This is a genomic window from Citrobacter sp. VF227 (genome assembly GCF_052950715.1).
This window is the reverse complement of the sequence record NZ_JBRFVF010000001.1, coordinates 706565-731146: the sequence shown is the minus strand read 5'-3', so window position 1 is coordinate 731146 and position 24582 is coordinate 706565. Positions and strand designations below refer to the sequence as shown.

General features: G+C 52.4%; 25 protein-coding genes. 12 read left to right on the top strand and 13 right to left on the bottom strand.

Going from position 1 to position 24582, the window contains the following annotated elements:
* Positions 1–61: 61 nt before the first annotated feature.
* Complete coding sequence (locus ACU8YC_RS03605; RefSeq protein ID WP_373276875.1) at positions 62–271, top strand: protein YoaL; 210 nt, start codon at positions 62–64, stop codon at positions 269–271.
* Positions 259–1818 carry a CNNM family cation transport protein YoaE gene (gene yoaE / locus ACU8YC_RS03600; protein ID WP_151225566.1) on the top strand — a complete coding sequence of 520 codons (1560 nt, stop codon included), beginning with the start codon at positions 259–261 and terminating at the stop codon, positions 1816–1818. The genes ACU8YC_RS03605 and yoaE overlap by 13 nt, the downstream gene beginning before the upstream one ends.
* Before the next feature lie 6 nt (positions 1819–1824).
* On the opposite strand, the gene ACU8YC_RS03595 is transcribed toward yoaE, so the two are convergent.
* The 4 genes from ACU8YC_RS03595 to pabB form a co-directional block, all read right to left on the bottom strand.
* Positions 1825–3426, bottom strand: a complete 1602-nt coding sequence (locus ACU8YC_RS03595; protein ID WP_446895009.1) for an EAL domain-containing protein — start codon at positions 3424–3426, stop codon at positions 1825–1827.
* 130 nt (positions 3427–3556) lie between these two features.
* Positions 3557–4921 (bottom strand): L-serine ammonia-lyase, encoded by a 1365-nt coding sequence (sdaA, locus tag ACU8YC_RS03590; protein WP_003833765.1) that lies wholly within the window; start codon positions 4919–4921, stop codon positions 3557–3559.
* A 183-nt stretch (positions 4922–5104) separates the two neighbouring features.
* Positions 5105–5683: a CoA pyrophosphatase gene (locus ACU8YC_RS03585; protein WP_151219457.1), complete on the bottom strand. Its 579-nt coding sequence runs from the start codon at positions 5681–5683 to the stop codon at positions 5105–5107.
* Positions 5684–5686: 3 nt separating this feature from the next.
* Positions 5687–7048 (bottom strand): aminodeoxychorismate synthase component 1, encoded by a 1362-nt coding sequence (pabB, locus tag ACU8YC_RS03580; protein ID WP_370607477.1) that lies wholly within the window; start codon positions 7046–7048, stop codon positions 5687–5689.
* An 83-nt stretch (positions 7049–7131) separates the two neighbouring features.
* Here pabB and ACU8YC_RS03575 point away from each other — a divergent pair, with 83 nt between their 5' ends.
* Positions 7132–7311 carry a YoaH family protein gene (locus ACU8YC_RS03575; protein WP_003020986.1) on the top strand — a complete coding sequence of 60 codons (180 nt, stop codon included), beginning with the start codon at positions 7132–7134 and terminating at the stop codon, positions 7309–7311.
* A gap of 6 nt (positions 7312–7317) precedes the next feature.
* Here ACU8YC_RS03575 and ACU8YC_RS03570 read toward each other — a convergent pair whose 3' ends face one another.
* On the bottom strand, positions 7318–7662 hold the full coding sequence (locus tag ACU8YC_RS03570) for a RidA family protein (protein WP_151219456.1): 345 nt from the start codon (positions 7660–7662) through the stop codon (positions 7318–7320).
* A gap of 141 nt (positions 7663–7803) precedes the next feature.
* Here ACU8YC_RS03570 and ACU8YC_RS03565 point away from each other — a divergent pair, with 141 nt between their 5' ends.
* From ACU8YC_RS03565 to rnd, 5 genes are all read left to right on the top strand, one after another.
* Complete coding sequence (locus tag ACU8YC_RS03565; RefSeq protein ID WP_151219455.1) at positions 7804–9714, top strand: ATP-dependent DNA helicase; 1911 nt, start codon at positions 7804–7806, stop codon at positions 9712–9714.
* Positions 9715–9772: 58 nt separating this feature from the next.
* Positions 9773–10468 carry a tRNA (adenosine(37)-N6)-threonylcarbamoyltransferase complex dimerization subunit type 1 TsaB gene (tsaB, locus tag ACU8YC_RS03560; RefSeq protein ID WP_151219454.1) on the top strand — a complete coding sequence of 232 codons (696 nt, stop codon included), beginning with the start codon at positions 9773–9775 and terminating at the stop codon, positions 10466–10468.
* A 94-nt stretch (positions 10469–10562) separates the two neighbouring features.
* The gene (locus tag ACU8YC_RS03555) at positions 10563–11147 is read left to right on the top strand and encodes a Slp family lipoprotein (protein WP_151219453.1); all 585 of its coding nucleotides are present in this window, start codon (positions 10563–10565) and stop codon (positions 11145–11147) included.
* Positions 11148–11351: 204 nt separating this feature from the next.
* The gene (gene fadD, locus ACU8YC_RS03550) at positions 11352–13037 is read left to right on the top strand and encodes a long-chain-fatty-acid--CoA ligase FadD (protein WP_151225563.1); all 1686 of its coding nucleotides are present in this window, start codon (positions 11352–11354) and stop codon (positions 13035–13037) included.
* A gap of 84 nt (positions 13038–13121) precedes the next feature.
* Complete coding sequence (gene rnd, locus ACU8YC_RS03545; protein WP_151219513.1) at positions 13122–14237, top strand: ribonuclease D; 1116 nt, start codon at positions 13122–13124, stop codon at positions 14235–14237.
* Positions 14238–14286: 49 nt separating this feature from the next.
* Here the strand turns inward: rnd and ACU8YC_RS03540 are convergent, their stop codons facing one another.
* The 4 genes from ACU8YC_RS03540 to ACU8YC_RS03525 all read right to left on the bottom strand — a co-directional run bounded on the left by ACU8YC_RS03540 (position 14287) and on the right by ACU8YC_RS03525 (position 19427).
* A complete protein-coding gene (locus ACU8YC_RS03540) occupies positions 14287–15252 on the bottom strand; it encodes a PDR/VanB family oxidoreductase (RefSeq protein WP_446895008.1) in 966 nt (321 codons plus the stop codon).
* A 70-nt stretch (positions 15253–15322) separates the two neighbouring features.
* Positions 15323–16447: a carnitine monooxygenase, oxygenase subunit YeaW gene (gene yeaW / locus ACU8YC_RS03535; RefSeq protein ID WP_151225561.1), complete on the bottom strand. Its 1125-nt coding sequence runs from the start codon at positions 16445–16447 to the stop codon at positions 15323–15325.
* A gap of 44 nt (positions 16448–16491) precedes the next feature.
* Complete coding sequence (locus tag ACU8YC_RS03530; protein WP_187252301.1) at positions 16492–18093, bottom strand: BCCT family transporter; 1602 nt, start codon at positions 18091–18093, stop codon at positions 16492–16494.
* Between the two features lie 251 nt (positions 18094–18344).
* Complete coding sequence (locus tag ACU8YC_RS03525) at positions 18345–19427, bottom strand: tartrate dehydrogenase (RefSeq protein ID WP_446895007.1); 1083 nt, start codon at positions 19425–19427, stop codon at positions 18345–18347.
* Positions 19428–19530: 103 nt separating this feature from the next.
* Between ACU8YC_RS03525 and ACU8YC_RS03520 the strand changes: the two genes are divergently transcribed.
* Positions 19531–20448 carry a LysR substrate-binding domain-containing protein gene (locus ACU8YC_RS03520; RefSeq protein ID WP_151225560.1) on the top strand — a complete coding sequence of 306 codons (918 nt, stop codon included), beginning with the start codon at positions 19531–19533 and terminating at the stop codon, positions 20446–20448.
* Between the two features lie 86 nt (positions 20449–20534).
* On the opposite strand, the gene minE is transcribed toward ACU8YC_RS03520, so the two are convergent.
* Genes minE through minC form a run of 3 tightly spaced genes read right to left on the bottom strand, consistent with a single transcriptional unit; the run spans position 20535 to position 22348 of the window.
* Positions 20535–20801 (bottom strand): cell division topological specificity factor MinE, encoded by a 267-nt coding sequence (minE, locus tag ACU8YC_RS03515; RefSeq protein WP_001185666.1) that lies wholly within the window; start codon positions 20799–20801, stop codon positions 20535–20537.
* A gap of 3 nt (positions 20802–20804) precedes the next feature.
* Entirely contained in the window at positions 20805–21617 is an 813-nt protein-coding gene (minD, locus tag ACU8YC_RS03510; RefSeq protein ID WP_003020956.1) for a septum site-determining protein MinD, read from the bottom strand.
* 23 nt (positions 21618–21640) lie between these two features.
* A complete protein-coding gene (gene minC / locus ACU8YC_RS03505) occupies positions 21641–22348 on the bottom strand; it encodes a septum site-determining protein MinC (RefSeq protein WP_187252302.1) in 708 nt (235 codons plus the stop codon).
* A gap of 126 nt (positions 22349–22474) precedes the next feature.
* On the opposite strand from minC, the gene ACU8YC_RS03500 reads away from it, so the two are divergent.
* From ACU8YC_RS03500 to ACU8YC_RS03490, 3 genes are all read left to right on the top strand, one after another.
* A complete protein-coding gene (locus ACU8YC_RS03500; protein ID WP_151219449.1) occupies positions 22475–22768 on the top strand; it encodes a YcgL domain-containing protein in 294 nt (97 codons plus the stop codon).
* Between the two features lie 69 nt (positions 22769–22837).
* Positions 22838–23497, top strand: coding sequence for a fumarylacetoacetate hydrolase family protein (locus tag ACU8YC_RS03495; protein WP_446895006.1), 660 nt, complete (start codon positions 22838–22840; stop codon positions 23495–23497).
* A gap of 92 nt (positions 23498–23589) precedes the next feature.
* Positions 23590–24036: a YcgN family cysteine cluster protein gene (locus ACU8YC_RS03490; RefSeq protein WP_151219447.1), complete on the top strand. Its 447-nt coding sequence runs from the start codon at positions 23590–23592 to the stop codon at positions 24034–24036.
* A gap of 29 nt (positions 24037–24065) precedes the next feature.
* Here the strand turns inward: ACU8YC_RS03490 and ACU8YC_RS03485 are convergent, their stop codons facing one another.
* Positions 24066–24407 (bottom strand): DUF1971 domain-containing protein, encoded by a 342-nt coding sequence (locus tag ACU8YC_RS03485; RefSeq protein ID WP_187258841.1) that lies wholly within the window; start codon positions 24405–24407, stop codon positions 24066–24068.
* Between the last annotated feature and the right edge of the window lie 175 nt (positions 24408–24582).

Below are 24582 nucleotides of genomic sequence, written 5' to 3'. Positions count from 1 at the left end.
TCTCCGAAACAACTTATTGCAAAGGAAGGTAAATCTTTGCTAAAAACCGATTGTCTCTGTTATGTTTAGCATCTGTTTAATTACTCAGGAGTATAGGGCAGTAGCCCACCATATGGATCGTCACCGACGTCATTTCACCATCAGGCCGCGTTGCGCCTGTCAAATTGGCACTTTTTGCCACAAATTTTCTCTGCATATCGCTTTAACGCCTGAGATTCTCAGCGCGCAGTTTGGTCATTCCTTAAGCAGGAGCTTGTCATGGAATTATTAATGGACCCGCAGATTTGGGTGGGTTTGCTCACGCTTGTCGTTCTCGAAATTGTTCTGGGTATTGATAACCTGGTCTTCATTGCGATCCTGGCTGATAAGCTGCCGCCAAAACAGCGAGATAAAGCGCGATTAATCGGTCTGTCACTGGCGCTGATTATGCGTTTGGGCTTGTTGTCCGTCATTTCGTGGATGGTGACGCTAACTAAGCCGCTGTTCACGGTAATGGACTATGCGTTCTCGGGGCGCGATCTGATTATGCTGCTGGGGGGTATATTCCTCTTGTTCAAGGCTACGACAGAGCTGCATGAGCGGCTGGAAAACCGTGAACATGATACTGGCCAGACAAAAGGATATGCGAGTTTTTGGGTTGTTGTAACACAGATTGTCATCCTCGATGCGGTGTTCTCGCTGGATGCCGTAATTACGGCGGTCGGTATGGTCAACCATCTGCCAGTGATGATGGCGGCGGTAGTGATTGCTATGGCCGTGATGCTGCTCGCTTCCAAGCCGCTGACACGATTTGTGAACCAACACCCGACGGTGGTGGTGCTGTGTCTGAGCTTCCTGTTAATGATCGGTCTGAGTCTGGTTGCCGAAGGGTTTGGCTTCCATATTCCGAAAGGCTATCTGTATGCGGCGATTGGCTTCTCAATCATCATTGAGCTGTTTAACCAGATTGCCCGTCGTAACTTTATTCGCCACCAGTCGGCGCTGCCGCTGCGCGCGCGCACTGCCGATGCAATCCTGCGTCTGATGGGCGGTAAACGTCAGGCCAGCGCACAGATGGAATCCGACAATCCGGTGCCGGTTCCCGTACCGGAAGGCGCATTTGTGGAAGAAGAACGCTATATGATCAACGGCGTCCTTTCTTTGGCGTCGCGTTCATTACGCGGCATTATGACCCCGCGTGGCGAAATTAGCTGGGTTGATGCAGACCTGAGCGTGGCGGAAATTCGCGAGCAGTTGCTCTCTTCACCACACAGTCTGTTCCCGGTATGTCGTGGCGAACTGGATGAAATCATCGGGATCGTGCGTGCTAAAGAGCTGCTGGTGGCGCTGGAAGACGGTGTAGATGTGGCGGCCATTGCCTCTGCATCCCCGGCTATCGTCGTCCCGGAAACGCTGGACCCGATTAATTTGTTAGGCGTTCTGCGTCGCGCCCGCGGTAGTTTCGTCATCGTTACTAACGAGTTTGGCGTCGTGCAGGGTCTGGTGACGCCGCTGGACGTATTAGAAGCGATCGCCGGTGAATTCCCGGATGCCGATGAAACGCCTGAAATTATTGCTGATGCAGGCGGTTGGTTGGTGAAAGGGGGAACCGATCTGCATGCGTTGCAACAGGCGCTGGACGTGGATACGTTAGTGAATGAAGATGAAGACATTGCCACGGTGGCTGGTTTAGTCATTGCGGCTAACGGTCATATTCCACGCGTAGGTGATGTTATCGAGGTTGCACCGTTGAGCATCACGATTGTCGAAGCGAATGACTATCGTGTGGATTTAGTTCGCATTGTTAAAGAACAACCCGTTCACGACGAAGACGAGTAATCGGGTTTAGCGAAACGGCATGACGGGCATACTGTGTCGCCCGTTATGCCGGGTGGGCGGCGGCGTGCTGCCCGCCAGCCATTCAGGAAAATCGCGCAGCGGCATTGGCTTTGCATACAAATAACCTTGCAATAATTGTACGCCATGTCGGCGTAAATGCTGCGCCTGGGCCTGTGTTTCAACGCCTTCCGCTACCAGTTCGATATTCAGTTTTTTCCCCAACGCGATAATGATGTCTGTGACGGTTGAGTTCACGGCGTCTGTTCCGATTGCCGAAGTAAATGATTTATCAATCTTCAGCACATCCGGCCGAAGTTTTTCCAGCCAGGAGAGCGAGCTGTTGCCGGTGCCAAAATCATCAATCGCCAGTTTTACGCCAAGCCGATTTAACTCACGCACGATCCGATAATCCACATCAAGTAACGCATCGCGTTCGGTAAGTTCGATAACTAACTGTTGGATAGGGTGTTGGCTGAACCAATACTGGTTGAGATCTTTTAGCAGCATACCGTGACGAAAATGACTGGCGGCGACATTAATCCCAACATGAAACTGGCTGCTCATCGGGAAGACGTGCCGCTGCTGAATGGTTTCTGCGATGACATGACGGGTCAATGGCACAATCAGATTGTGCTCTTCAGCGATGGGAATGAATACTTCGGGAGCAATCCAACCCTGGCGCGGGTTATTCCAGCGTAAAAGGATTTCCACTCCCGTACATTGCTGGGTTTGGGCATTAAGTAGTGGTTGGCAAAACAGCTCGAATTCGCGTGCGGCAAGGGCCAGATTTATCTCCCTGGAGAAGCTCATTCTGCTGGCGGTCGCCAGCCATGCCAGGTACCCCACTAATAAACTCAGGATCACCGCCAGCGGCAGTTGTGTTGGCAGATGTTTGATAGCCAGTTCGCTGGCGCCTGGACCGGTGATGCTGATGGTATAGGGGAAATGTTGCGATGAGAGCTGGTAGCGTTTTTCATTATTCAGTTCAGGGAGCGTATCAACAACACCTTGTCCATAGAGCAAATGGCGATTACCGACGGTTAAGCTGGCATTAGTAATGTACGGCGGTTGAGGTTCAAGCAGCATGGACGACAATAAATCAATATTCACGATTTCCAGCACACCATCTTCGCCATCGGCAGATGAGGGATACCACTGCGTCAGAATCGGGCTGCCCTTAATCAACGAATGGTCGGTAGTCAGCAGCAGTTGTGGCTCCCGGCTGGGTAATTCAGGCTCCAGTTGACGAACTGGCACATTGCGATAACCAAAAATGCTGGAGCAATAGAGGATCCCGCGTTGAATCAGATTAATAGAACGCACTGTCTGTAGTCTGGCGGCGTGCTTACTCAGGGGTAAACGCGCTACTGAGCAGGGAAGTCCAATCAACGGCAGCAGCACATCGCGTCCGGCCTGTAAGGGTAAAAGCACGTCATCCAATTCTTCAACGGCGTGGTTGGCAAAGGTAAGGATATTGCGATGATTTAAATTACGCTCCGAAATAAATCGGACAGCTAATGTAAGGATGAGCGTCAGTAGTGCACAAACAGTGCAGACGATTAAGCGATTCCGGCGATAGTTTTTAATGATCCGTTGTGCTGTTTGCATGCGGGCTGCCCGATAAGCCGTTGGTCACAGAAGCCAACAGCAACAGAGCAAGTGTAGTGGGGAAAATTACAGTAGACGAGGGTGAGGGGGGAAATTCGCCCATCCGTCGCAGATGGGCGAAAATTAAGTATTAGTCACATTGGACTTTGATTGCCAGACCTCCACGTGATGTTTCGCGGTATTTGGCGTTCATGTCTTTACCTGTTTCGTACATAGTTTCAATGACTTTATCCAGCGAGACACGCGGCGCGCTGGTGCGGCGCATTGCCATACGCGCAGCGTTGATCGCCTTCACGGAAGCAATGGCGTTACGTTCAATGCACGGAACCTGTACCTGACCGGCAACTGGATCACAGGTTAAGCCGAGATTATGCTCCATGCCGATTTCGGCAGCTACACAGACCTGCTCAGGGCTTGCACCTAACAGTTCAGCCAGACCCGCGGCAGCCATGGAGCAGGCTACGCCAACTTCCCCCTGGCACCCCACTTCAGCACCGGAGATTGACGCATTCATTTTGTACAACGCGCCAATCGCGCCGGCAGCCAGGAAATAACGGGTATAGATATCCGGGCTGACGGACTCGATGAAATGATCGTAATAGGCCAGTACTGCAGGCACGATACCGCAAGCACCGTTGGTTGGTGCAGTTACAACGCGACCACCTGCGGCGTTTTCTTCGTTAACCGCCAACGCGAACATGTTCACCCAGTCGATCACGTTCATCGGATCGTTGGAGAGCTTATCGCTGGAAACCAGCATACGACGCAGGGCGGAAGCACGGCGTGGAACGCGCAGCGGACCCGGCAGCACGCCTTCAGTGTTCATGCCGCGATCAATACAAGCCTGCATGGTCTGCCAGACGTGGCCAAAGTACTCTTCAATCTCTTTTTTACTGTGCAGTGCGAGTTCGTTCTGCATCGCCATGCCAGAGAGAGACAGGCCGGTGCTGTTGCAGTATTCCAGCATTTCAGTAGCGGATTTGAACGGATAAGGCACGCTGACCTCGCCCGCGGCATCCTGACCAAAATGTTCTTCATCAACGATGAATCCACCGCCGATTGAGTAGTAAGTTTTGCTGTAAATGACGGTTTCGCCATTGTAAGCATGGATCTGCATCCCGTTTTCATGCAGCGGCAGGTTACCGTTGTGAAAACGCATCCCGTCATTCTGCGGGAAATCCACTTCGTGCTGACCCTGCGCAAGCAGCAGACGTCCACGCGTTTCTACGTCGCGGATAAATCCGGGGATGCTGTCAATATCCACGGTAGCAGGCTCATTGCCCGCCAGACCCATAATAATGGCGATATCGGTGTGGTGACCTTTACCCGTGAGCGACAGTGAACCATACACGTCGACGGCGACACGAGTAACGCTGTCCAGTAATCCTTTTTCGACCAGGTCATCGACGAACTGTTTACCCGCCTTCATAGGCCCTACGGTATGGGAAGATGAGGGACCAATCCCCACCTTAAACATGTCGAATAGACTAATCACGATATTACTCCTACAGGGCGACTGGGGTTTCCAGTAACGATGTTATAACTGCGCATAGTGTAAGAGGGAACGCGGCGATCGGCTTAACTATTCACATGAATTAAACTAATAGATAACCGCGGTTTTGCTAATGTTGTGACCTGAGTTTCAAGTTGTCTATGGAGTGCGTAAAGATAAGTATAGTCATGGCTTGACGCCAATTTGCAGCGCCAGCTCACGAATTATTCCGGCGGTCATTCCCCAGACAAAATATTGTTCATACCAGGAAAGCCAAACACGATGTGAATCGCCGCGACGGTAGATATCCAACGGGTGATAACGTCCTAAATGCAGGGCCTGCGCCAGCGGCATTTCGAACACCGCAGACACTTCATCCTCACTGGCGCGATACGGTAAATTTGGCGGGATAATACCTACCACTGGCGTGACCTGGAATCCGGTAACGCTGTCGACCGGTGGCAGCACGCCAATCACCTCAACGCAAGAAGGTGGGATCGCCACTTCTTCCTGCGCTTCACGAAGGGCGGCGGCAATCAATGAGGCATCGCTACTATCCACCGCACCGCCGGGAAAGGCGACTTGTCCGGCGTGCTTACGCAGGTGAACGGATCGCTGGGTTAACAGTAATCCCGGTTGTGCACGACGCACGACAGGGATCAGTACGGCAGCCTGGCGCTGGTTTAACGCGGCATGATTGACCTGCGGGCGCAGGAGTTGGAAGCGCGATAAAAAGTCATCAAGCGTCAGGTTGCTGTATTCCACGTCTCAGTTCTCCAGTTGGTGCAAAATACGATTCACTTTATCAAACGTTTCCTGATACTCCGCGTCTTCCTGACTGTCTGCCACAATACCACCGCCTGCGGAGCAATAAATTTTTCCGTTTGTGGCCGTCAGCGTGCGAATGGTGATACTGGTATCCATATTGCCGCAAAAGCTCAGATAACCAATGCTGCCGCACCAGGCGTTGCGTCTTTGCGGCTCCAGTTCGTCGATAATTTCCATCGCCCGCACTTTCGGCGCGCCGGTGATGGAGCCGCCAGGGAAGGCGGCGCGAAGCAGGTCGGTGGCATGCAATGACTCTGGCAAGCGCGCGGTAATAGTGCTGACCAGATGATGAACGGCAGGGAAAGGTTCGACCACAAACAGCTGCGGAACCTGTACCGAACCCGGTGTGGCAACGCGACCAATATCGTTACGCATCAAATCAACGATCATCAGGTTTTCCGCGCGATCTTTCGGTGAATTTGCCAGTCGCTGGGCCTGCTCACGATCGGCGTTGATATCTTCAAGCCTTGGCAGCGTACCTTTAATCGGACGCGTCTGGATGTGCTGGTTCTCCAGCAGAATAAAACGTTCTGGTGAAAGGCTGAGGATTGCGCCTTCCTCAAGACGAATAAACGCGCTAAACGGGGCGCGGTTGGCGTGATTGAGTTTGACGAATGCCTGCCACTCATCGCCCTGATAATGCGCCTGAAACCGCTGGGCAAGGTTGACTTGATAACAGTCGCCGCTGTGAAGGTATCCCTGCACCTGGCGGAATTTCTCGCCGTACTGAGCGCGGCTCATATTGGACTGCCATGCCGAGGTCAATGTAAATGACTCGCTGGTTGGCGGTTGTTGTGCATCGAGCCATTTCAGCCGCGCATCGACATCGGTATGGCTAAGCAGAGACACAGTCTGCAACTGATGATCGACAATCAGTGCCCAGTCGTAAATGCCTATCGCCATATCCGGCAGCGCAATATCGCATTCGGCAATAGAGGGCAGTGATTCAAAGCGTCGGCCAAGATCGTAGCCAAACAGACCTAACGCCCCGCCCTGAAACGGCAGGTCCGGGTGATAATCTGGATGAATCTTGCGTGTGTTGAGCACGGAGTGTAATACCGTCATCGGATCATCATGCGTGCGCACGAAGGTGCGACCGTCCCGCACAACGGTCTCCTCAGCCAGCGTAACCAACGTAGCGATGGGATCCGCCACCAGAATATCAAAGCGGTTATGTGGATGGTCGGCATGACCAGAATGCAACAGCATCGCCCAGGGCAGATGGCTTAAGGTCGAAAAATAGCGTTCAGCGGCGTCCTGACGCCAGGGTAATGTGATTATTGCGGGAGATAACGTCTTCATCAGTCCTGACTCGTTGCTACTCTACTGGCTAACTGCCCGGTAGCATGAAATAATAAGCGCAGACAATTTAGCAGGAGTTAACAATGTTTGCAGGTTTACCTTCACTCAGTCATGAGCAGCAGCAAAAAGCAGTAGAGCGCATTCAGGAACTGATGTCGCAAGGGATGAGCAGCGGACAAGCTATTGCTCTGGTCGCTGAAGAGTTACGCGCCAGTCACACCGGCGAACGGATCGTGGCGCGTTTTGAAGATGAAGATGAGTAACGCCGCTTATACCGCAGCGATAATCTTGATCTCAACTTTGTATTTCGGGTTCATTAACCCGGCCTGAACGGTACAACGTACCGGCGCGTGACCCGCAACAACCCACGCGTCCCAGGCTTTGTTCATGGCAGCAAAATCACTTTTGTCTGCCAGGAATAGAGTGGCATCAAGGATACGTGACTTGTCGCTGCCCTGTTTTTCCAGCACCGCATCAATTTGCGTCAGCGTATTTGCCGTTTGCTCAAAAGCGTCTGCATCCAGATTCTCCGGCACGCCAGTGTAATACAGCGTGTTGTTGTGGATAACCACGTCGGACCAACGCGCTTCGGCATCAATGCGCACAATCGTCATAAATCATTCCTCATTTACGTTTTTTCATAATGGCTTTGGGGTGCGCCAAGACTGCCATAATGTTGTGCCCACGTCACCTCTTCAACTGGCGAAAGACCCGCTGGCCTGACATAATCCCTGTTCAAATGAACAGGGGGCAGTGTGACGGACGATTTTGCAGCAGACGGTCAGTTAGCTAAAGCGATACCAGGTTTTAAACCGCGTGAACCACAGCGGCAGATGGCCTTCGCCGTCAGTCATGCTATCGAAAAATCACAGCCGCTGGTTGTCGAAGCCGGAACCGGAACGGGTAAAACCTATGCCTATCTTGCCCCTGCACTACGCGCCGGAAAGAAGGTGATTGTCTCCACAGGCTCGAAAGCGTTGCAGGATCAGCTATACAGCCGCGATTTACCCACCGTGGCAAAAGCCCTGGCGTTCACCGGAAAACTGGCGTTGCTGAAAGGGCGTTCAAACTATCTGTGCCTTGAGCGTCTCGAACAACAGGCGCTGGCAGGCGGTGATCTGCCGGTACAAACCTTAAGTGACGTCATTTTGCTACGCTCGTGGTCAAATCAAACCCTTGATGGCGACATCAGCACCTGCGTCAGCGTGGCGGAAGATTCTCAGGCCTGGCCGCTGGTGACCAGCACAAACGATAATTGTCTTGGTAGCGACTGTCCGCTATATAAAGAGTGCTTTGTCGTTAAAGCGCGCAAGAAGGCGATGGAAGCGGATGTCGTTGTGGTGAACCATCATCTGTTTCTCGCTGATATGGTGGTGAAAGAGAGTGGGTTTGGCGAACTGATCCCGGAAGCAGAGGTGATGATCTTCGATGAAGCGCACCAGTTACCGGATATCGCCAGTCAGTACTTTGGTCAGTCGCTTTCCAGTCGCCAGCTGCTGGATCTGGCGAAAGACATCACCATTGCCTATCGCACCGAGCTGAAAGACACTCAGCAGTTGCAAAAATGCGCCGACCGACTGGCGCAAAGCGCTCAGGACTTCCGCTTGCAGTTGGGCGAACCGGGCTATCGCGGAAACCTGCGGGAACTGCTGGCCGACCAGCGCGTGCAGCGCGCATTTCTGTTGCTCGATGACACGCTTGAGCTGTGTTATGACGTGGCGAAACTGTCTCTCGGACGTTCGGCCTTGCTGGATGCCGCGTTTGAACGTGCCACGCTTTACCGTGCTCGGCTGAAGCGTCTGAAAGAGATCAACCAGCCGGGCTTCAGCTACTGGTATGAATGTACCTCCCGTCATTTCACTCTCGCGCTGACGCCGCTCACGGTGGCGGATAAATTCAAAGAAGTGATGGAGCAAAAACCGGGGTGCTGGATTTTTACCTCCGCGACGCTGTCGGTAAACGATGATCTCCATCATTTCACCGCGCGGCTGGGTATTAACGATGCCGAGTCGATGCTGTTGCCGAGTCCTTTTGATTATACCCGCCAGGCGCTGCTGTGCGTGCCGCGTAATCTCCCGCAAACTAACCAGCCGGGGGCTGCGCGGCAGTTGGCGTCCATGCTGCGTCCCATTATCGAGGCGAACAACGGTCGCTGTTTTATGCTGTGTACTTCACACGCGATGATGCGCGATCTGGCGGAACAATTCCGCGCCACCATGACGCTTCCCGTGTTGCTGCAGGGGGAAACCAGTAAAGGGCAACTGTTACAGCAGTTTGTCAGCGCAGGTAATGCGTTACTGGTTGCCACCAGCAGCTTCTGGGAAGGGGTAGACGTGCGTGGCGATACGCTGTCGCTGGTGATTATCGATAAACTGCCGTTCACCTCACCGGATGACCCGCTGTTAAAGGCGCGAATGGAAGACTGCCGATTGCGCGGTGGCGATCCGTTTGAAGACGTTCAGTTGCCGGATGCGGTCATCACCCTGAAACAGGGCGTGGGGCGTCTGATTCGTGACGCTGACGATCGCGGTGTACTGGTGATTTGCGACAATCGTCTGGTGATGCGGCCTTACGGTGCCACTTTCCTGGCGAGCCTTCCGCCTGCACCGCGTACACGTGATATTGCTCGCGCTGTTCGCTTTCTTGCCGTACCAACGACTGAGTAATTTGTTACGGAGTGTGGTAAGATGCGCGCCAAATTTATTGATTTGATCACAAACACTCATGCGAATTCTGGCTATCGATACCGCCACAGAGGCGTGCTCTGTTGCCCTGTGGAATGACGGTACTATCAAGGCTCATTTCGAGCTTTGCCCACGAGAACACACCCAACGAATTTTACCGATGGTCGAGGAAATCCTGGCCGCTGGCGATCTCACGTTAACCGACATCGACGCCCTGGCGTTTGGTCGCGGTCCCGGTAGTTTCACCGGCGTCCGTATTGGGATTGGCATTGCTCAGGGGCTGGCGTTAGGCGCGAATTTACCGATGATCGGCGTCTCCACTCTTGCGACAATGGCGCAGGGAGCCTGGCGTAAATCGGGAGCTACCCGCGTACTGGCCGCGATCGACGCGCGAATGGGCGAAGTCTACTGGGCCGAATACCAGCGTGATGAGAACGGTAACTGGCACGGTGAAGAAACCGAAGCGGTGTTAACCCCTGAGCAGGTACATGAGCGTTTATTGCAGTTGTCTGGCGAGTGGGTAACGGTCGGAACGGGCTGGCCTGCCTGGCCTCAACTCGGTAAAGACAGTGGTCTGACACTCAGCGACGGTGACGTATTGCTTCCTGCGGCTGAAGATATGCTGCCTGTCGCCACGCAAATGCTGGCTGCCGGTAAGACCGTGGCGGTTGAACATGCTGAACCGGTTTATTTACGTAACACCGTGGCGTGGAAGAAACTTCCCGGTAAAGAATGAATCTTAGTAGTACATCCCCGGTTAATTTTCATCGACGTCAGTGCACAGCATTGTGAACAGGCCGGGGCAGAAGCTAAGAAAAGGGAGTCGTAATATGGCGGTGCAAAAGCAGTTATTGAAAGGTGTGTTGGCGGGCGCGTTAGCGTTAATGCTAAGCGGCTGCGTCACCATCCCGGACGCGATTAAAGGTTCGAGTCCTACGCCGCAGCAGGATCTGGTGCGGGTGATGAATGCGCCGCAGCTGTATGTCGGACAGGAAGCGCGTTTCGGCGGTAAAGTGGTCAATATTCTGAACCAGCAGGGGAAATCCCGTCTGGAAATTGCCACGGTTCCTCTTGATAGCGGGGCGCGCCCAGTGCTGGGTGAAGCCTCACGCGGGCGGATTTATGCTGATGTAAATGGCTTTCTCGACCCGGTGGATTTCCGCGGGCAACTGGTCACCGTCGTGGGTCCGATTAGCGGCACAGTGGACGGAAAAATCGGCAATACCCCGTATAAATTCATGCTGATGCAGGTAACTGGCTATAAACGCTGGCATATTACTCAGCAAATTGTGATGCCGCCTCAGCCGATCGACCCGTGGTTCTACGGTGCGCGTGGCTGGCCTTACGGTGGCTATGGCGGATGGGGATGGTACAATCCCGGTCCGGCACAGGTTCAGACCATAGTAACTGAGTAACTCTTTGTTTTATTAGTAAAAGAAACAGCGGCTCGTCCGCTGTTTCTGCATTAACGTGGATATAAGAAAAATAAATAGTGACGTGCTTCGCAACCTTGTCGTTGTGTAATAAACAAACTGGTACGCTGAGTTAATATTATGTTAACAGTTTGTTTATTGCCTGGGGTTGTGATGACGACGAATACGCATTTTAGAGGTGATGTATTGAAAAAGGTTTGGCTTAACCGTTATCCCGCTGGTGTTCCTGCGGAGATCAATCCTGACCGTTATCAATCCCTGGTGGAACTCTTTGAACACTCAGTAAGACGGTATGCCGATCAGCCCGCGTTTGTAAACATGGGGGAGGTGATGACCTTCCGCAAGCTTGAAGAGCGTAGCCGGGCGTTCGCAGCCTATTTGCAACAAGGCCTCGGGCTGAAAAAGGGCGATCGCGTCGCGCTGATGATGCCGAATCTGCTGCAATATCCGGTCGCACTGTTTGGGATTTTACGTGCTGGCATGATTGTCGTGAACGTGAACCCGCTGTACACGCCTCGCGAGCTGGAACATCAGCTTAACGACAGCGGCGCGGCGGCCATTGTCATCGTCTCTAACTTTGCCCACACGCTGGAAAAGGTGGTCGACAAAACGTCGGTGCAACACGTGATCCTGACGCGCATGGGCGATCAGCTGTCGACCGCTAAAGGGACGCTGGTTAACTTTGTCGTCAAGTATATCAAGCGCCTGGTGCCGAAATATCACCTGCCGGATGCCATTTCGTTTCGCAGTGCGCTACAAAACGGTTATCGCATGCAGTATGTGAAGCCCGAAGTAGTTGCGGAAGATCTGGCGTTCCTACAATACACTGGCGGGACAACTGGCGTGGCGAAAGGTGCGATGCTCACGCATCGCAACATGCTGGCTAACCTTGAGCAGGTTAATGCCACCTATGGTCCGTTGCTGCATCCGGGCAAAGAGCTGGTGGTAACAGCCCTACCGCTGTATCACATTTTTGCGCTGACGATGAACTGCCTGTTATTTATTGAGCTGGGTGGTCAAAACCTGCTGATTACCAACCCGCGCGATATACCCGGACTGGTAAAAGAGCTGGCGAAATATCCGTTCACTGCGATGACCGGCGTCAACACGCTGTTTAACGCACTGCTGAATAACAAAGAGTTCCAGCAACTGGACTTCTCATCACTGCACCTTTCCGCAGGCGGCGGGATGCCAGTTCAACAGGCAGTAGCTGAACGTTGGGTTAAGCTGACGGGGCAGTATCTGCTGGAAGGTTATGGCCTGACGGAGTGCGCTCCGCTGGTGAGCGTCAACCCTCACGATATCGATTACCATAGCGGCAGTATTGGGTTACCAGTTCCTTCCACCGAGGTTAAACTGGTGGATGACGATGACAACGAAGTGCCGCCGGGAGAGCCTGGCGAACTGTGCGTGAAAGGTCCGCAGGTGATGCTGGGGTACTGGCAGCGACCAGACGCCACTGACGAAATCGTCAAAGACGGCTGGCTGCATACCGGCGATATTGCGGTGATGGATGATGAAGGCTTCCTGCGTATTGTCGATCGTAAGAAAGATATGATCCTGGTGTCCGGCTTTAATGTCTATCCGAACGAAATTGAAGACGTGGTGATGCAACATCCTGGTGTGCAGGAAGTGGCTGCCGTTGGCGTTCCATCAGGCAGCAGCGGTGAAGCGGTGAAAATTTTTGTGGTGAAGAAAGACGCCTCGTTAACCGATGACGCGCTGGTCACTTTCTGCCGTCGTCACTTGACGGGCTATAAAGTACCGAAGCTGGTGGAATTTCGAGATGAGTTGCCGAAATCTAACGTCGGTAAAATTTTGCGACGAGAATTACGTGACGAAGCGCGCGCCAAAGTGGACAATAAAGGCTGAGCGTTAAGTCAGCCAGCAGAAAACGCCGGGTAATCCGGCGTTTTTTTTGCCGCAAACCAAAGAGAGCACGATTTGAATTACCAAATGATCACCACGGACGACGCGTTGGCCACGCTGTGTGAAGCCGTCCGTGAATTTCCGGCGATAGCCCTGGATACCGAATTTGTTCGCACACGCACCTATTATCCGCAGTTGGGGCTGATCCAACTGTTTGATGGCAAACACGTTGCTCTGATTGACCCTCAGGGGATCACCGACTGGTCGCCGCTGCGCGATATTCTGCGTGATACCGCCATCACCAAATTCCTGCATGCCGGCAGTGAAGACCTGGAAGTGTTTCTCAACGCTTTCGGCGAACTTCCTCAGCCGTTGATTGATACACAAATCCTCGCCGCTTTTTGCGGTCGTCCGCTGTCGTGGGGCTTCGCCTCAATGGTGGAAGAGTTTACGGGCGTGGCGCTCGACAAAAGCGAATCCCGCACCGACTGGCTGGCCAGACCATTGACCGAGCGTCAGTGCGAATACGCGGCAGCTGACGTCTGGTATCTGTTACCGATCACCACCACGCTGATGGCTGAAACCGAAGCCAGCGGCTGGCTGCCAGCCGCGCTGGATGAATGTCGCTTAATGCAGCAGCGTCGCCAGGAGATTCTGGCGCCTGAAGACGCCTGGCGCGACATCACCAACGCGTGGCAATTGCGCACCCGTCAGCTGGCCTGTCTGCAACTGCTTGCCGACTGGCGGCTGCGTAAAGCGCGCGAGCGCGATTTGGCGGTAAACTTCGTGGTGCGTGAAGAGCATCTGTGGGCGGTGGCCCGTTATATGCCGGGCAGTCTGGGCGAACTGGATAGTCTGGGGCTTTCCGGGAGCGAAATTCGCTTCCACGGCAAGACGCTGATCTCCATGGTCGAAAAAGCTCAGGCCTTACCGGAAGAGTCGCTGCCGGAGCCGCTGCTGAATTTGATGGATATGCCTGGCTATCGCAAGGCGTTCAAAGCCATTAAGGCGCTGGTTGCTGAAGTGAGTGCGGAACATAATCTTAGCGTCGAGCTGCTTGCTTCGCGTCGCCAGATTAACCAGTTGCTCAACTGGCACTGGAAATTAAAGCCGCAGCAGTCTCTTCCGGAACTGATTTCCGGTTGGCGTGGCGAACTGATGTCCGATCGTCTTAACGCGCTGCTGCAGGAATATCCGCAGTAAGTCACCAGACTTGCCGGGTCGCGCCATGGTTGACCCGGCCTGCATAACGCTACAAATCCAGCACCAGGCGTTTACTTTTCGCGCGCGAACAGCAGATGAGCATACTTTGCTGGCTGGCTTTTTCGTCGTCGCTGAAATATTGATCGCGGTGATCGGCTTCCCCTTCAAGAATCGTTGTTTCACATGTGCCGCAAACGCCTTCCCGGCACAGGCACTCCACGCGTGCGGCTTTGTTATGTTCGATAACCTGCAAAATGGTCATCTCTTCCGGGACCACAAATTCGCGCCCGGAACGCGCCAGAACCAGGGTGAAGGCGTCACCGCTTTTGTCTTCCGCGGCGAATTGTTCAAAATGTAGCGTATTGTTGTCCACCCCGAAGCGGGAAGCGGCTTCTCTGACGGCATCGTTGAGAACCGCAGGGCCACAGGTGTAGATATGCGTGCCGGGTTCAACATCGGCCAGCAGGCGCGCTAAATCAAGACGTGTACCTGCGCTTGACAAGTGCAGATGAATGCGAGCGGCACTCGGGTGCTGCACGAGTTCGTCATGAAACGCGCAGTTATCCCGGCCAGGAGAACAATAGTGCAATTGCCATTGCGCCTGAGCATGCACAAGCTCCGGGATCTGCGATAAAAACGGTGTGATCCCAATGCCTCCGGCAATCAACAGATGTTTTTGTGCCTGAGGGGCGAGGGCGAAGAGATTGTTTGGTGTGGAGATCGTGAGCGTATCGCCGGGTTTCACGTTTTGATGCAGATAGCGTGAGCCGCCTTTGGACGCCTCCTCCAGCCTTACGGCGATTTGATAAGCGCGCGTATCGCGTGGCGAACTTATCAACGAGTACGCATTGCTGTACAGGTTATCGCCATCTTGCATTTGCACAATAATATGGCTGCCTCCCGTAAACGCAGGCAATGGTTCATCTGAGGTCGCCGTTAAGGTGAAGCGCTTTACCTGCGCGGTAATTGTCTCAATCCGGCTAACGCGGACGTCTCGCATTTGATACTCTGACATTGCGGCACTCCCTAAAAAATCCGTCCGGCGCGGAGCAACGATGCGCCGGAACCTGTCGTTACAGCCCTGGTTATTCCTGAAACACCTGGGCAACCAGATTATGGAAATGGGCAATGCCATGTTCGGAGATACCGCTGCCGCTGGTGTCCGCCATAATGCGTCCCTGACCGCGATAACCCCGCGATTTCAACCCTTTTTGTACGCTTTCAACCAGACGCAAATCTTCCGGGCGAAAGACATTGCGATACCATTCGATCAGTTGTTTCTGTTCCTCGGTCAGCTCTTCGTTGGTGAAGTAGATGTCATAGTTTTGCAGCGTCGTTTCCGCATCCACCGGGAATTCGTAGATCACGGTCATCATACCTTTGATTGGCGTGACGTTGAGCATAGTGCAAGGCCACAGCCAGAAACCGTGGAAGGCGGCATCAACACCTTCTTCGAACTTGAATGACTGCTCCGAAGGTTTGGCGAAACCATATTGCAGCGTCCAGTTGCCGTGCATGGTGTGCCAGTAACGGTCAACCTGAACCGAGTCGGAAAAACCAGGGTGAGCAGGGCCGCAGTGGTAGCACTCCAGATAGTTATCGACAATATTCTTCCAGTTGGCCGGAGTTCGGGTCGTAAAGCGTGCAGCCAGTTTCAGGTCGTGTACGTCAGGGCAGGCTTCGATAACTTTGTCTGCAAGACCTGGGAGTTGTTCTTCCACGCTGCCCGCGTTCGGGTCCATATTGATAAATACGAATCCGGCATATTCTTCCAGACGTACCGGGGTGAGGTGCGCTTTCTCGCTGTCGAAGTTGGCGACGTTTTCGCAGTTACGCGCGTGCGCCAGATTGCCGTCAAGTTTGAACGCCCAGGCGTGGTAAGGGCAGGTAATCACATTTTTCGCTTTGCCTTCGCCGCTTAATAACTGGTGACCACGATGCGGGCAGACGTTGTAGAATGCGCGCAGTACGTTGTCGCGCCCACGTACCAGCACGATGTTCTCACCAATGACTTCGCGGGTTACATAGTCATTAGGTTTCGCCAGTTCGCTACTGTGGGCGACGCAAATCCAGCTTTTAGCAAACACCTTTTCTTGTTCGTGCTCGAAAGCCTGATGGTCGGTATAGAACCGGGCCGGGATAGTCCATGCGTCCTGTGGGTTGGCACAGAAATTTTGCGGCAGAATAAACTCAGGGTTCAGATTGCTCATTGGAATACCTTTAATTTGTGAGTAAGAGGATTTTGTACTGGCGCTTAATTGTCGCCTTTGAGTAGTGTCCCGGCCGGTGGCGCAACGGGGAGGGTAACGGGTACTTCAGGAAGATGACTTTCAATTTGATGCGCAGGAATATGGGCATAGTCCTGCCGTACCCAGCGAAGAAAACCGCCAACTTTCACCAACAGGATGGCGAGGAAGGGAAGCGCAGTCAGAACCACCGTGGTCTTCATGGTTTCCAGGGACGCGCCGGTGAATAGAATCGATAACGGAATCAGCGTGATGACCACACACCAGAACAAACGTAAGCTACGGTCTGGATCGTCGCCCTCCTGCAGGTTGCGCGTGCTGGTAGCTGCCATGGTATAGGCGACGGCATCCATGTGCGAGGCGAGGAAGATAATCATAATCGCCAGATACGCCACCAGGAACAATTTCCCGGCAGGCAACGACATCAACACTTGCTGTACGGCCGTTTCACCACCCAACGTCGCCATTACCTGCGGCACGTCTATTACGCCGTTTACAAACTGATGAATAGAGTAGCTTTCCATCACACCAAAGAAGAACCAGCAACCGACGGTACTCCCCAGGATTAATGCCCAGATAACCTCTTTAATTTTGCGACCGCGGGACACGCGTGTGACAAACATCGCGACGCCCGGGGTGTAGGAGATCCACCACAGCCAGTAAAATACTGTCCAGTTACGAGTGAACTCACCGTTGCCGAGTGGGTCGGTGAACAGGCTCATCTGCAAAAAGTTTTGTGTCGTCAGTCCAATCGCGTTGATGATGTTGTTGGTGATGAACTCGGTCGGGCCAACAATCAGCACCAACAGCGGCAGTAAAAACGCGCCCCAGCCGACCATTTTGCTCAGACGTTGCAAACCGTTGTTGATGCCAATCCAGGAGCTCAGGCAGAAAATGCCGCCAGAGAACAGGATCACAAACGCCTGCACCGTGAAGTTATCCGGTAAACCCGTCAGGGCTGACAAACCGCGGGTAAAGGTGGCTGCGGTGACGACAAGGGAGATGGTTAATGCGCCAACGGTGGCGATCAGGAACATCAGGTCAACCACACGTCCCCACACGCCCTGCGGATGCACACCCGTGATGGCGGCGATAATTCCCGACAGGCTCAGCCCTTTGTTTTTACGCACATGAAAGTGGTAGGCCATGGTTAATGAGGCCAGCGTGTAGGTCGCCCAGGCGCTGATCCCCCAATGAAAAAAGGAGTAAGGCAGACTGAATTCCAATGCTTTTTGCGAGTGTGGCGCAATATTGAGACCTGGGGTCTGGTAATAATAGGCCCACTCGGCTACGCCCCAGTAGAGCGTGGAGGAGCCTAATCCAGCACAAATAAACATAAACAGCCAGGACAGCGTGCTGTATTCCGCTTTGCCTTCTCCGAGACGAATATTGCCGTATTTGCTGGTGGCCAGCCAGACCACCAACCCCATGGCCATGAGAACGAGGATTTGTACGGCGGAACCCAGCATTCGGGTCACGCCGTTAAAAATGGTATTTGCAACTTGCGCAGACTGCTGAGGGAAGAGACTAAGTGTGGCGGCGATAAAAAGAATAGCCACCAGGCTGATGGCTATCAGCGGCACGTCTTTTTTCTTTACGTTGCTCAACATGGGATCTCCTGGGCACGGTTGCCCGCGTTTGGCATTAGCCTGTCGTTGTTATCATGCTGTAGGGAATTAGCGACCTTGTATTTAACAATTTAATTATTTGTTCTTTACATAAATTAAACAATTGCCCAATGCGTGAAGCAATAAAACACGGAATGGAAATAATAAAAGGTGAATTGACGCAGGTTATTGGCTTCGTAAAAAGCATAAAAAAACCGCGTCAGTGACGCGGCTCATATTTCGTGGTTTGACCTCTAACGCAGTGCCCGACAGATGGCCTCAGCAACCTGTTGTGTGGTGGCGCTGCCTTTCATATCCGGCGTTTTTGGGCCGCTGGCGATGACCTGCTCAATCGCCGCCAGAATGCCGTCGTGGGCGGCTTTATATTTGGCATCACCGTTGCCAAGGAAGTCCAGCATCATGGCACCAGCCCAGATAGTGGCAATAGGATTGGCAATGTTTTTGCCGTAAATATCGGGGGCTGAACCGTGTACCGGCTCGAACAGGGAGGGGAAGGTGCGCTCCGGGTTTAAGTTGGCAGAAGGCGCAATACCAATCGTTCCGGTACAGGCCGGACCGAGATCGGAAAGGATATCGCCAAACAGGTTGGAGGCGACCACAACATCAAAACGCTCTGGCTGCATCACAAAGCGAGCGCACAGTATATCGATATGCTGTTTATCCCAGCGGATCTCGGGATAGTTAGCCGCCATGGCTTCAACGCGCTCGTCCCAGTATGGCATGCTGATAGCCAGGCCATTGGATTTGGTCGCCGAGGTCAGGGTCTTACGCGGGCGGTTTTGCGCCAGCTCGAAAGCGTAACGCAATATACGATCCACGCCACGACGAGTGAAGACCGATTCCTGAATAACCATCTCGTGTTCGGTTCCTTCGCTCACGCGTCCGCCGAGCGAAGAGTATTCTCCCTCGGTGTTCTCGCGTACCACGTAAAAATCAATGTCGCCAGGCTGCTTACCTGCCAGCGGGCAAGGGACGCCCGGAAACAGACGCACCGGACGCAGGTTGACGTACTGGTCGAATTCGCGTCGAAACTTAAGCAGCGATCCCCATAATGAGATGTGATCCGGGACAGTGTCCGGCCAGCCAACGGCGCCAAAATAGATAGCATCAAAGGATTGTAGTTGCTCATGCCAGTCATCGGGCATCATCTTTCCATGATGGGTATAGTACTCGCAGCTGGCCCATTCCATTTGCTCAAAGCTGAGCGACAAACCCCAGCGCTCGGCGGCTGCTTGTAACACATGAATGCCTTCAGGCAGGACTTCTTTACCAATGCCATCTCCGGGGATAGCGGCAATACGACAGGTTTTCTTCATAGCAGCTCTCACTTGTACGCCATCAAAATTGACTTTCCCCTTATCCTATAATTGACTGATTAATAGTTAATCCCCCTAACTGGTGAAACATAAAACACAGATCATGAATAATCTGCCGCTGCTAAATGATTTACGCGTCTTTATGCTGGTTGCTCGTCGAGCAGGATTTGCCGCCGTTGCCGAAGAGCTGGGCGTATCACCTGCCTTTATCAGTAAGCGAGTTGCTCTATTGGAGCAGACGCTGAATGTAGTGCTGCTGCACCGGACTACTCGGCGCGTAACCATCACGGAAGAGGGGGAGCGGATCTACGAATGGGCTCAGCGGATCCTGCAGGACGTTGATCAGATGATGGATGAACTGTCTGATGCCAGGCAGATCCCACAGGGAATGTTACGAATTATCAGTAGCTTTGGTTTTGGCCGCCGGGTGGTGGCTCCGGCGCTGTCTGCGCTGGCAAAAGAGTACCCGCAGTTAGAACTGAGGTTCGATGTTGAAGACCGCCTGGTGGATATGGTGAATGAGGGGGTCGATCTTGATATTCGTATCGGTGATGATATCGCACCTAACCTGATTGCCCGCAAACTGGCGACTAACTACCGTATTTTGTGCGCCTCGCCAGAGTTTGTGGCACAGCATGGGACGCCGAAACAACTAACCGATCTCGCCACTTTTCCCTGTCTGGTCATTAAAGAGCGCGACCATCCGTTTGGTATCTGGCAAATGCGTAATAAAGAGGGCGCTCACTCCATTAAGGTGACAGGGCCTCTGTCGTCTAACCATGGTGAAGTGGTACATCAGTGGTGTCTTGATGGTCAGGGAATTGCTTTACGTTCCTGGTGGGATGTTTGTGACAATATAGCCAGCGGACATCTGGTGCATATATTGCCAGAGTATTATCAACCCGCCAATATTTGGGCAGTTTATGTTTCTCGGCTGGCGACATCGGCAAAAATCCGTATTACCGTTGAATATTTGCGCCGCTATTTTTCCGAAAACTACCCAAAGTTTACGTTGGAATAAATGCGCAACATGTTGGCAAGAAACTGAAAATAAAAAGGCAGAATAATCTGCCTTTTTTGCAACCATGACTGTACTGAGCAAAGCGGTTATTTAGACTCTTCGGCTTCAGGTAATGTCACGTTAAGTTCGAGGATAGAAATATCGCCGTCTTTTTGCTCAAGCTGTACCGTGACCATTTCAGGATCAATTTGTACATACTTGCAGATAACCTCGAGAATATCTTTCCTCAGTTGCGGTAAATAATGTGGCTCGGCGTCACTACGACGACGTTCCGCAACAATAATCTGCAGTCGCTCTTTAGCGATGTTCGCTGTGCTCTTTTTCCGCGAGAGAAAAAAATCCAGTAATGCCATAACTTATCCTCCGAACAGGCGTTTGAGGAAACCTTTCTTCTCTTCTTCAATGAAGCGGAAAGGACGTTCTTCTCCCAACAGACGGTCTACGGTATCAGCATAGGCTTTACCGGCATCAGCATTGATGTCGAGAATAACCGGCTCACCCTGGTTAGACGCGCGCAGGACTGACTGATCTTCAGGAATCACGCCAACCAACTTGATTCGCAGAATTTCCAGTACGTCTTCCATGCTCAGCATGTCACCTTTATTTACGCGCCCAGGGTTGTAGCGCGTCAGCAACAAATGCTCTTTAATCGGATCTTCACCGTTTTCCGCACGACGAGATTTCGACGCCAGAATACCCAGAATACGGTCAGAGTCACGTACAGAGGAGACTTCCGGGTTAGTGGTGATAATCGCTTCATCGGCAAAATACAGGGCCATCAGCGCGCCGGTTTCAATACCCGCCGGGGAGTCGCAGACGATGAAGTCAAATTCCATCGTTTTCAGGTCGTCCAGAACTTTCGCGACGCCTTCACGCGTCAGCGCGTCTTTATCACGAGTCTGTGAGGCCGGAAGAATAAAGAGATTTTCGGTACGCTTATCTTTGATTAACGCCTGATTTAACGACGCATCGCCCTGAATAACGTTGACGAAGTCGTAAACGACGCGGCGTTCACAACCCATAATCAGATCGAGGTTACGCAGGCCGATATCAAAATCAATAACGACAGTTTTCTTTCCCTTCTGGGCCAAACCTGTAGCGATGGCCGCGCTGGAGGTGGTTTTGCCAACGCCCCCTTTACCCGAAGTAACAACAATAATGCGTGCCATAGAAATTCCTTGTTAAAAAGGGATCAATTCAACGGTTGAACTGTCAAAGCGTTTTCTGCTAATTGCAGACGTGCCGCTTTGCCATAAAATTCTGCTGGGATTTTATCACTCAGCCAATAAACACCTGCGATAGACACCAGTTCTGCCGTCAGATGGGTACAAAAAATTTGTGCTTCCCGATCGCCGCTTGCACCTGCCAGCGCACGGCCTCTCATCATGCCATAAACATGAATATTGCCATCAGCGATAAGCTCTGCGCCCGCACTGACGTGGCTTGTAACAATCAGATCACATTGTGGAGCATAAATGCGCTGACCGGAACGAACCGGCACATTTATTAATCGTGTTTTTGTGATGGGAGTAACGTTTTGCGGCGCTGCGACGGGGGGCGAAGCCTCAATGGGAGCTGAACGAATCGCTTTTTCTTTACCTTCAGTCAGTAAAGGAAGACCCATTTCGTCGATTTCAGCTTTGAGTCTGGCGTCTTTGCATCCGCTAACGCCGATAATGCGCAATCCGGTAGACGCGACAACTTTCTGCAGCGCTGGCCAGTTTACCGGGCTTTCAAGACCACTCACGTTAACTACGACGGGAGCATGTTTTAAAAAAGCCGGTGCCTGCGCGATTTTGTCTTCCAACGCCTGACGAATAACCTCGGGTTCTGCTTCATGTAAATGAACCACTGATAAGGTGAAGCTACTGCCTTTAAGCTCGATTGGCGTGTTTGACATCCTGGCCTTACTCAATTTGCTATTTATCATCCCCAGCGCGGGGTGATATTCCGAAGACTATAAGGCATGTTATAGTCAGTATTATATTGAGGCAAGCCACCATTCCGTGAATTCAGAGTAAAAGATATGTTTTGTGTGATCTACCGAAGCAGCAAACGTGACCAGACCTATTTATATGTCGAAAAAAAAGACGATTTTTCACGCGTTCCTGAAGAACTGATGAAAGGATTTGGTCAACCGACGCTGGCAATGATGTTGCCGCTTGATGGCCGTAAAAAACTGGTTAATGCCGATCTTGAAAAAGTAAAACAGGCCTTAACCGAGCAGGGCTATTATTTACAAATACCACCGCCGCCAGAAGATTTACTCAAACAGCATCTGGCCACGGCAAAACAAAATATACCAGACGCTAAAGGCTAAACTGCATCCGGCAGCAGCACGTTCCATCGATGCAGTACCTGAAATCTATGACTACGTTAGGGGAAAGTAATGTATCAACATCACAACTGGCATGGTGCTCTGCTGGATTATCCGGTGAGTAAGGTGGTTTGCGTGGGCAGTAACTATGCCAAACACATCCAGGAAATGGGCAGTGCGACGCCGGAAGAACCGGTTCTGTTTATTAAACCGGAAACCGCGCTGTGTGATTTACGCCAGCCGCTGGTGATCCCATCCGATATGGGGGCGGTTCACCATGAGGTTGAGCTGGCCGTACTGATTGGCGCGACCTTGCGTCAGGCGACCGAAGAACATGTGCGTAAAGCCATCGCTGGCTATGGCGTAGCGCTGGATCTGACTCTGCGCGATATTCAGGGGAAAATGAAGAAAGCGGGGCAGCCGTGGGAAAAAGCGAAAGGTTTTGATAACTCTTGTCCGCTGTCGGGGTTTATTCCGGTGGCGGAGTTTAACGGCGATCCGCAGGATACGATGCTCGGGTTGAAGGTAAACGGCGAACAGCGCCAGCATGGCTCCACGGCGGAGATGATCCATCACATCGTTCCTTTGATTGCCTATATGAGCCGTTTCTTTACTCTCAAAGCGGGCGATGTTGTGCTTACGGGAACGCCAGCAGGCGTCGGGCCGCTGCATAATGGTGACGAACTGGAAGTCAACTTCAACGGTTATACGTTATCCACCCGCGTACTGTAAATCCTCATTGCCGCCTTTTCGGGCGGCAAAACTTGCATCAGCGTGCCAGACTGGTTATAAGGTGCAACCTGATTTTTGATGTGGACATCCCGATGAGCGAATTACCTTTCTGGCAAAGTAAAACCCTTGATGAAATGACCGACGCCGAATGGGAGTCGTTGTGCGACGGCTGCGGACAGTGCTGTCTGCACAAGTTGATGGATGAAGACACCGATGAAATTTACTTCACCAACGTTGCCTGTAAGCAGCTCAATATCAAAACTTGCCAGTGCCGTAACTATGAGCGTCGCTTCGAGTATGAACCTGATTGCATCAAACTCACGCGTGATAATCTGCCCACTTTTGAATGGTTGCCGATGACTTGCGCTTATCGTCTGCTCGCTGAAGGGAAAGGGCTGCCGGAGTGGCATCCGCTGCTGACGGGTTCAAAAGCGGCGATGCACGGTGAACGTATTTCAGTCCGTCATATAGCGGTGAAAGAATCGGAAGTGCGTGACTGGCAGGATCATATCCTGAACAAACCATCATGGGCGGACTAAGCCGCCCATCGACTAACCGGCGTTGAGGGTTAAGACTTTTTCGCCTGATACATCTCATCGGAGTGGTTATCATCTTCCACCCAGAAGTTAATGTTGAATTGCGCATCGTCGCTTAATTCAACGCGATGCCAGTACTGCGGTGGACTGGTCGCAAATTGACCGGCATTAATCACCACTTTCACTTCAGGCACTTTTGCGTCTTCATTAGCAAAGCCATAATACGTTACCGTACCTTCCATCACGCAGAGCTGTCCAAAGACGCCCTCTGCGGTGTTGTGGTGAGACAACAGTGCTGCCGGGACGTTATCTTTGGTGAAGAAGGGAGTAGAGCGTTTTACTTTCCAGGTTGCCGGGATGCGTAAATGGGACATAAGACATCTCCTTAATGTGGCATCTATAAGATGCATTAAATATACATCTTATAGATGCCAGCAAGCAATGTCCAAGCGCTGTTTTTCATTGCATAGGCGGTTAGAAAAAGGAGCTTGTGCTTGAGATGAAGGTCTGCTTGGCATACCCTCCATTCTCATTTTTGAGGTTTTCTGG

Excerpts from the sequence above, each read along its gene's own strand:
- minC (WP_187252302.1), bottom strand. The coding sequence starts at position 22,348 with ATGTCAAACACGCCAATCGAGCTTAAAGGCAGTAGCTTCACCTTATCA.
- ACU8YC_RS03605 (WP_373276875.1), top strand. The coding sequence starts at position 62 with ATGTTTAGCATCTGTTTAATTACTCAGGAGTATAGGGCAGTAGCCCAC.
- tsaB (WP_151219454.1), top strand. The coding sequence starts at position 9,773 with ATGCGAATTCTGGCTATCGATACCGCCACAGAGGCGTGCTCTGTTGCC.
- ACU8YC_RS03495 (WP_446895006.1), top strand. The coding sequence starts at position 22,838 with ATGTATCAACATCACAACTGGCATGGTGCTCTGCTGGATTATCCGGTG.
- yoaE (WP_151225566.1), top strand. The coding sequence starts at position 259 with ATGGAATTATTAATGGACCCGCAGATTTGGGTGGGTTTGCTCACGCTT.
- ACU8YC_RS03540 (WP_446895008.1), bottom strand. The coding sequence starts at position 15,252 with ATGTCAGAGTATCAAATGCGAGACGTCCGCGTTAGCCGGATTGAGACA.
- ACU8YC_RS03570 (WP_151219456.1), bottom strand. The coding sequence starts at position 7,662 with ATGACGATTGTGCGCATTGATGCCGAAGCGCGTTGGTCCGACGTGGTT.
- ACU8YC_RS03500 (WP_151219449.1), top strand. The coding sequence starts at position 22,475 with ATGTTTTGTGTGATCTACCGAAGCAGCAAACGTGACCAGACCTATTTA.
- ACU8YC_RS03485 (WP_187258841.1), bottom strand. The coding sequence starts at position 24,407 with ATGTCCCATTTACGCATCCCGGCAACCTGGAAAGTAAAACGCTCTACT.
- ACU8YC_RS03555 (WP_151219453.1), top strand. The coding sequence starts at position 10,563 with ATGGCGGTGCAAAAGCAGTTATTGAAAGGTGTGTTGGCGGGCGCGTTA.
- ACU8YC_RS03530 (WP_187252301.1), bottom strand. The coding sequence starts at position 18,093 with ATGTTGAGCAACGTAAAGAAAAAAGACGTGCCGCTGATAGCCATCAGC.
- minD (WP_003020956.1), bottom strand. The coding sequence starts at position 21,617 with ATGGCACGCATTATTGTTGTTACTTCGGGTAAAGGGGGCGTTGGCAAA.
- yeaW (WP_151225561.1), bottom strand. The coding sequence starts at position 16,447 with ATGAGCAATCTGAACCCTGAGTTTATTCTGCCGCAAAATTTCTGTGCC.
- ACU8YC_RS03595 (WP_446895009.1), bottom strand. The coding sequence starts at position 3,426 with ATGCAAACAGCACAACGGATCATTAAAAACTATCGCCGGAATCGCTTA.
- ACU8YC_RS03490 (WP_151219447.1), top strand. The coding sequence starts at position 23,590 with ATGAGCGAATTACCTTTCTGGCAAAGTAAAACCCTTGATGAAATGACC.
- ACU8YC_RS03520 (WP_151225560.1), top strand. The coding sequence starts at position 19,531 with ATGAATAATCTGCCGCTGCTAAATGATTTACGCGTCTTTATGCTGGTT.
- minE (WP_001185666.1), bottom strand. The coding sequence starts at position 20,801 with ATGGCATTACTGGATTTTTTTCTCTCGCGGAAAAAGAGCACAGCGAAC.
- rnd (WP_151219513.1), top strand. The coding sequence starts at position 13,122 with ATGATCACCACGGACGACGCGTTGGCCACGCTGTGTGAAGCCGTCCGT.
- ACU8YC_RS03525 (WP_446895007.1), bottom strand. The coding sequence starts at position 19,427 with ATGAAGAAAACCTGTCGTATTGCCGCTATCCCCGGAGATGGCATTGGT.
- ACU8YC_RS03575 (WP_003020986.1), top strand. The coding sequence starts at position 7,132 with ATGTTTGCAGGTTTACCTTCACTCAGTCATGAGCAGCAGCAAAAAGCA.
- pabB (WP_370607477.1), bottom strand. The coding sequence starts at position 7,048 with ATGAAGACGTTATCTCCCGCAATAATCACATTACCCTGGCGTCAGGAC.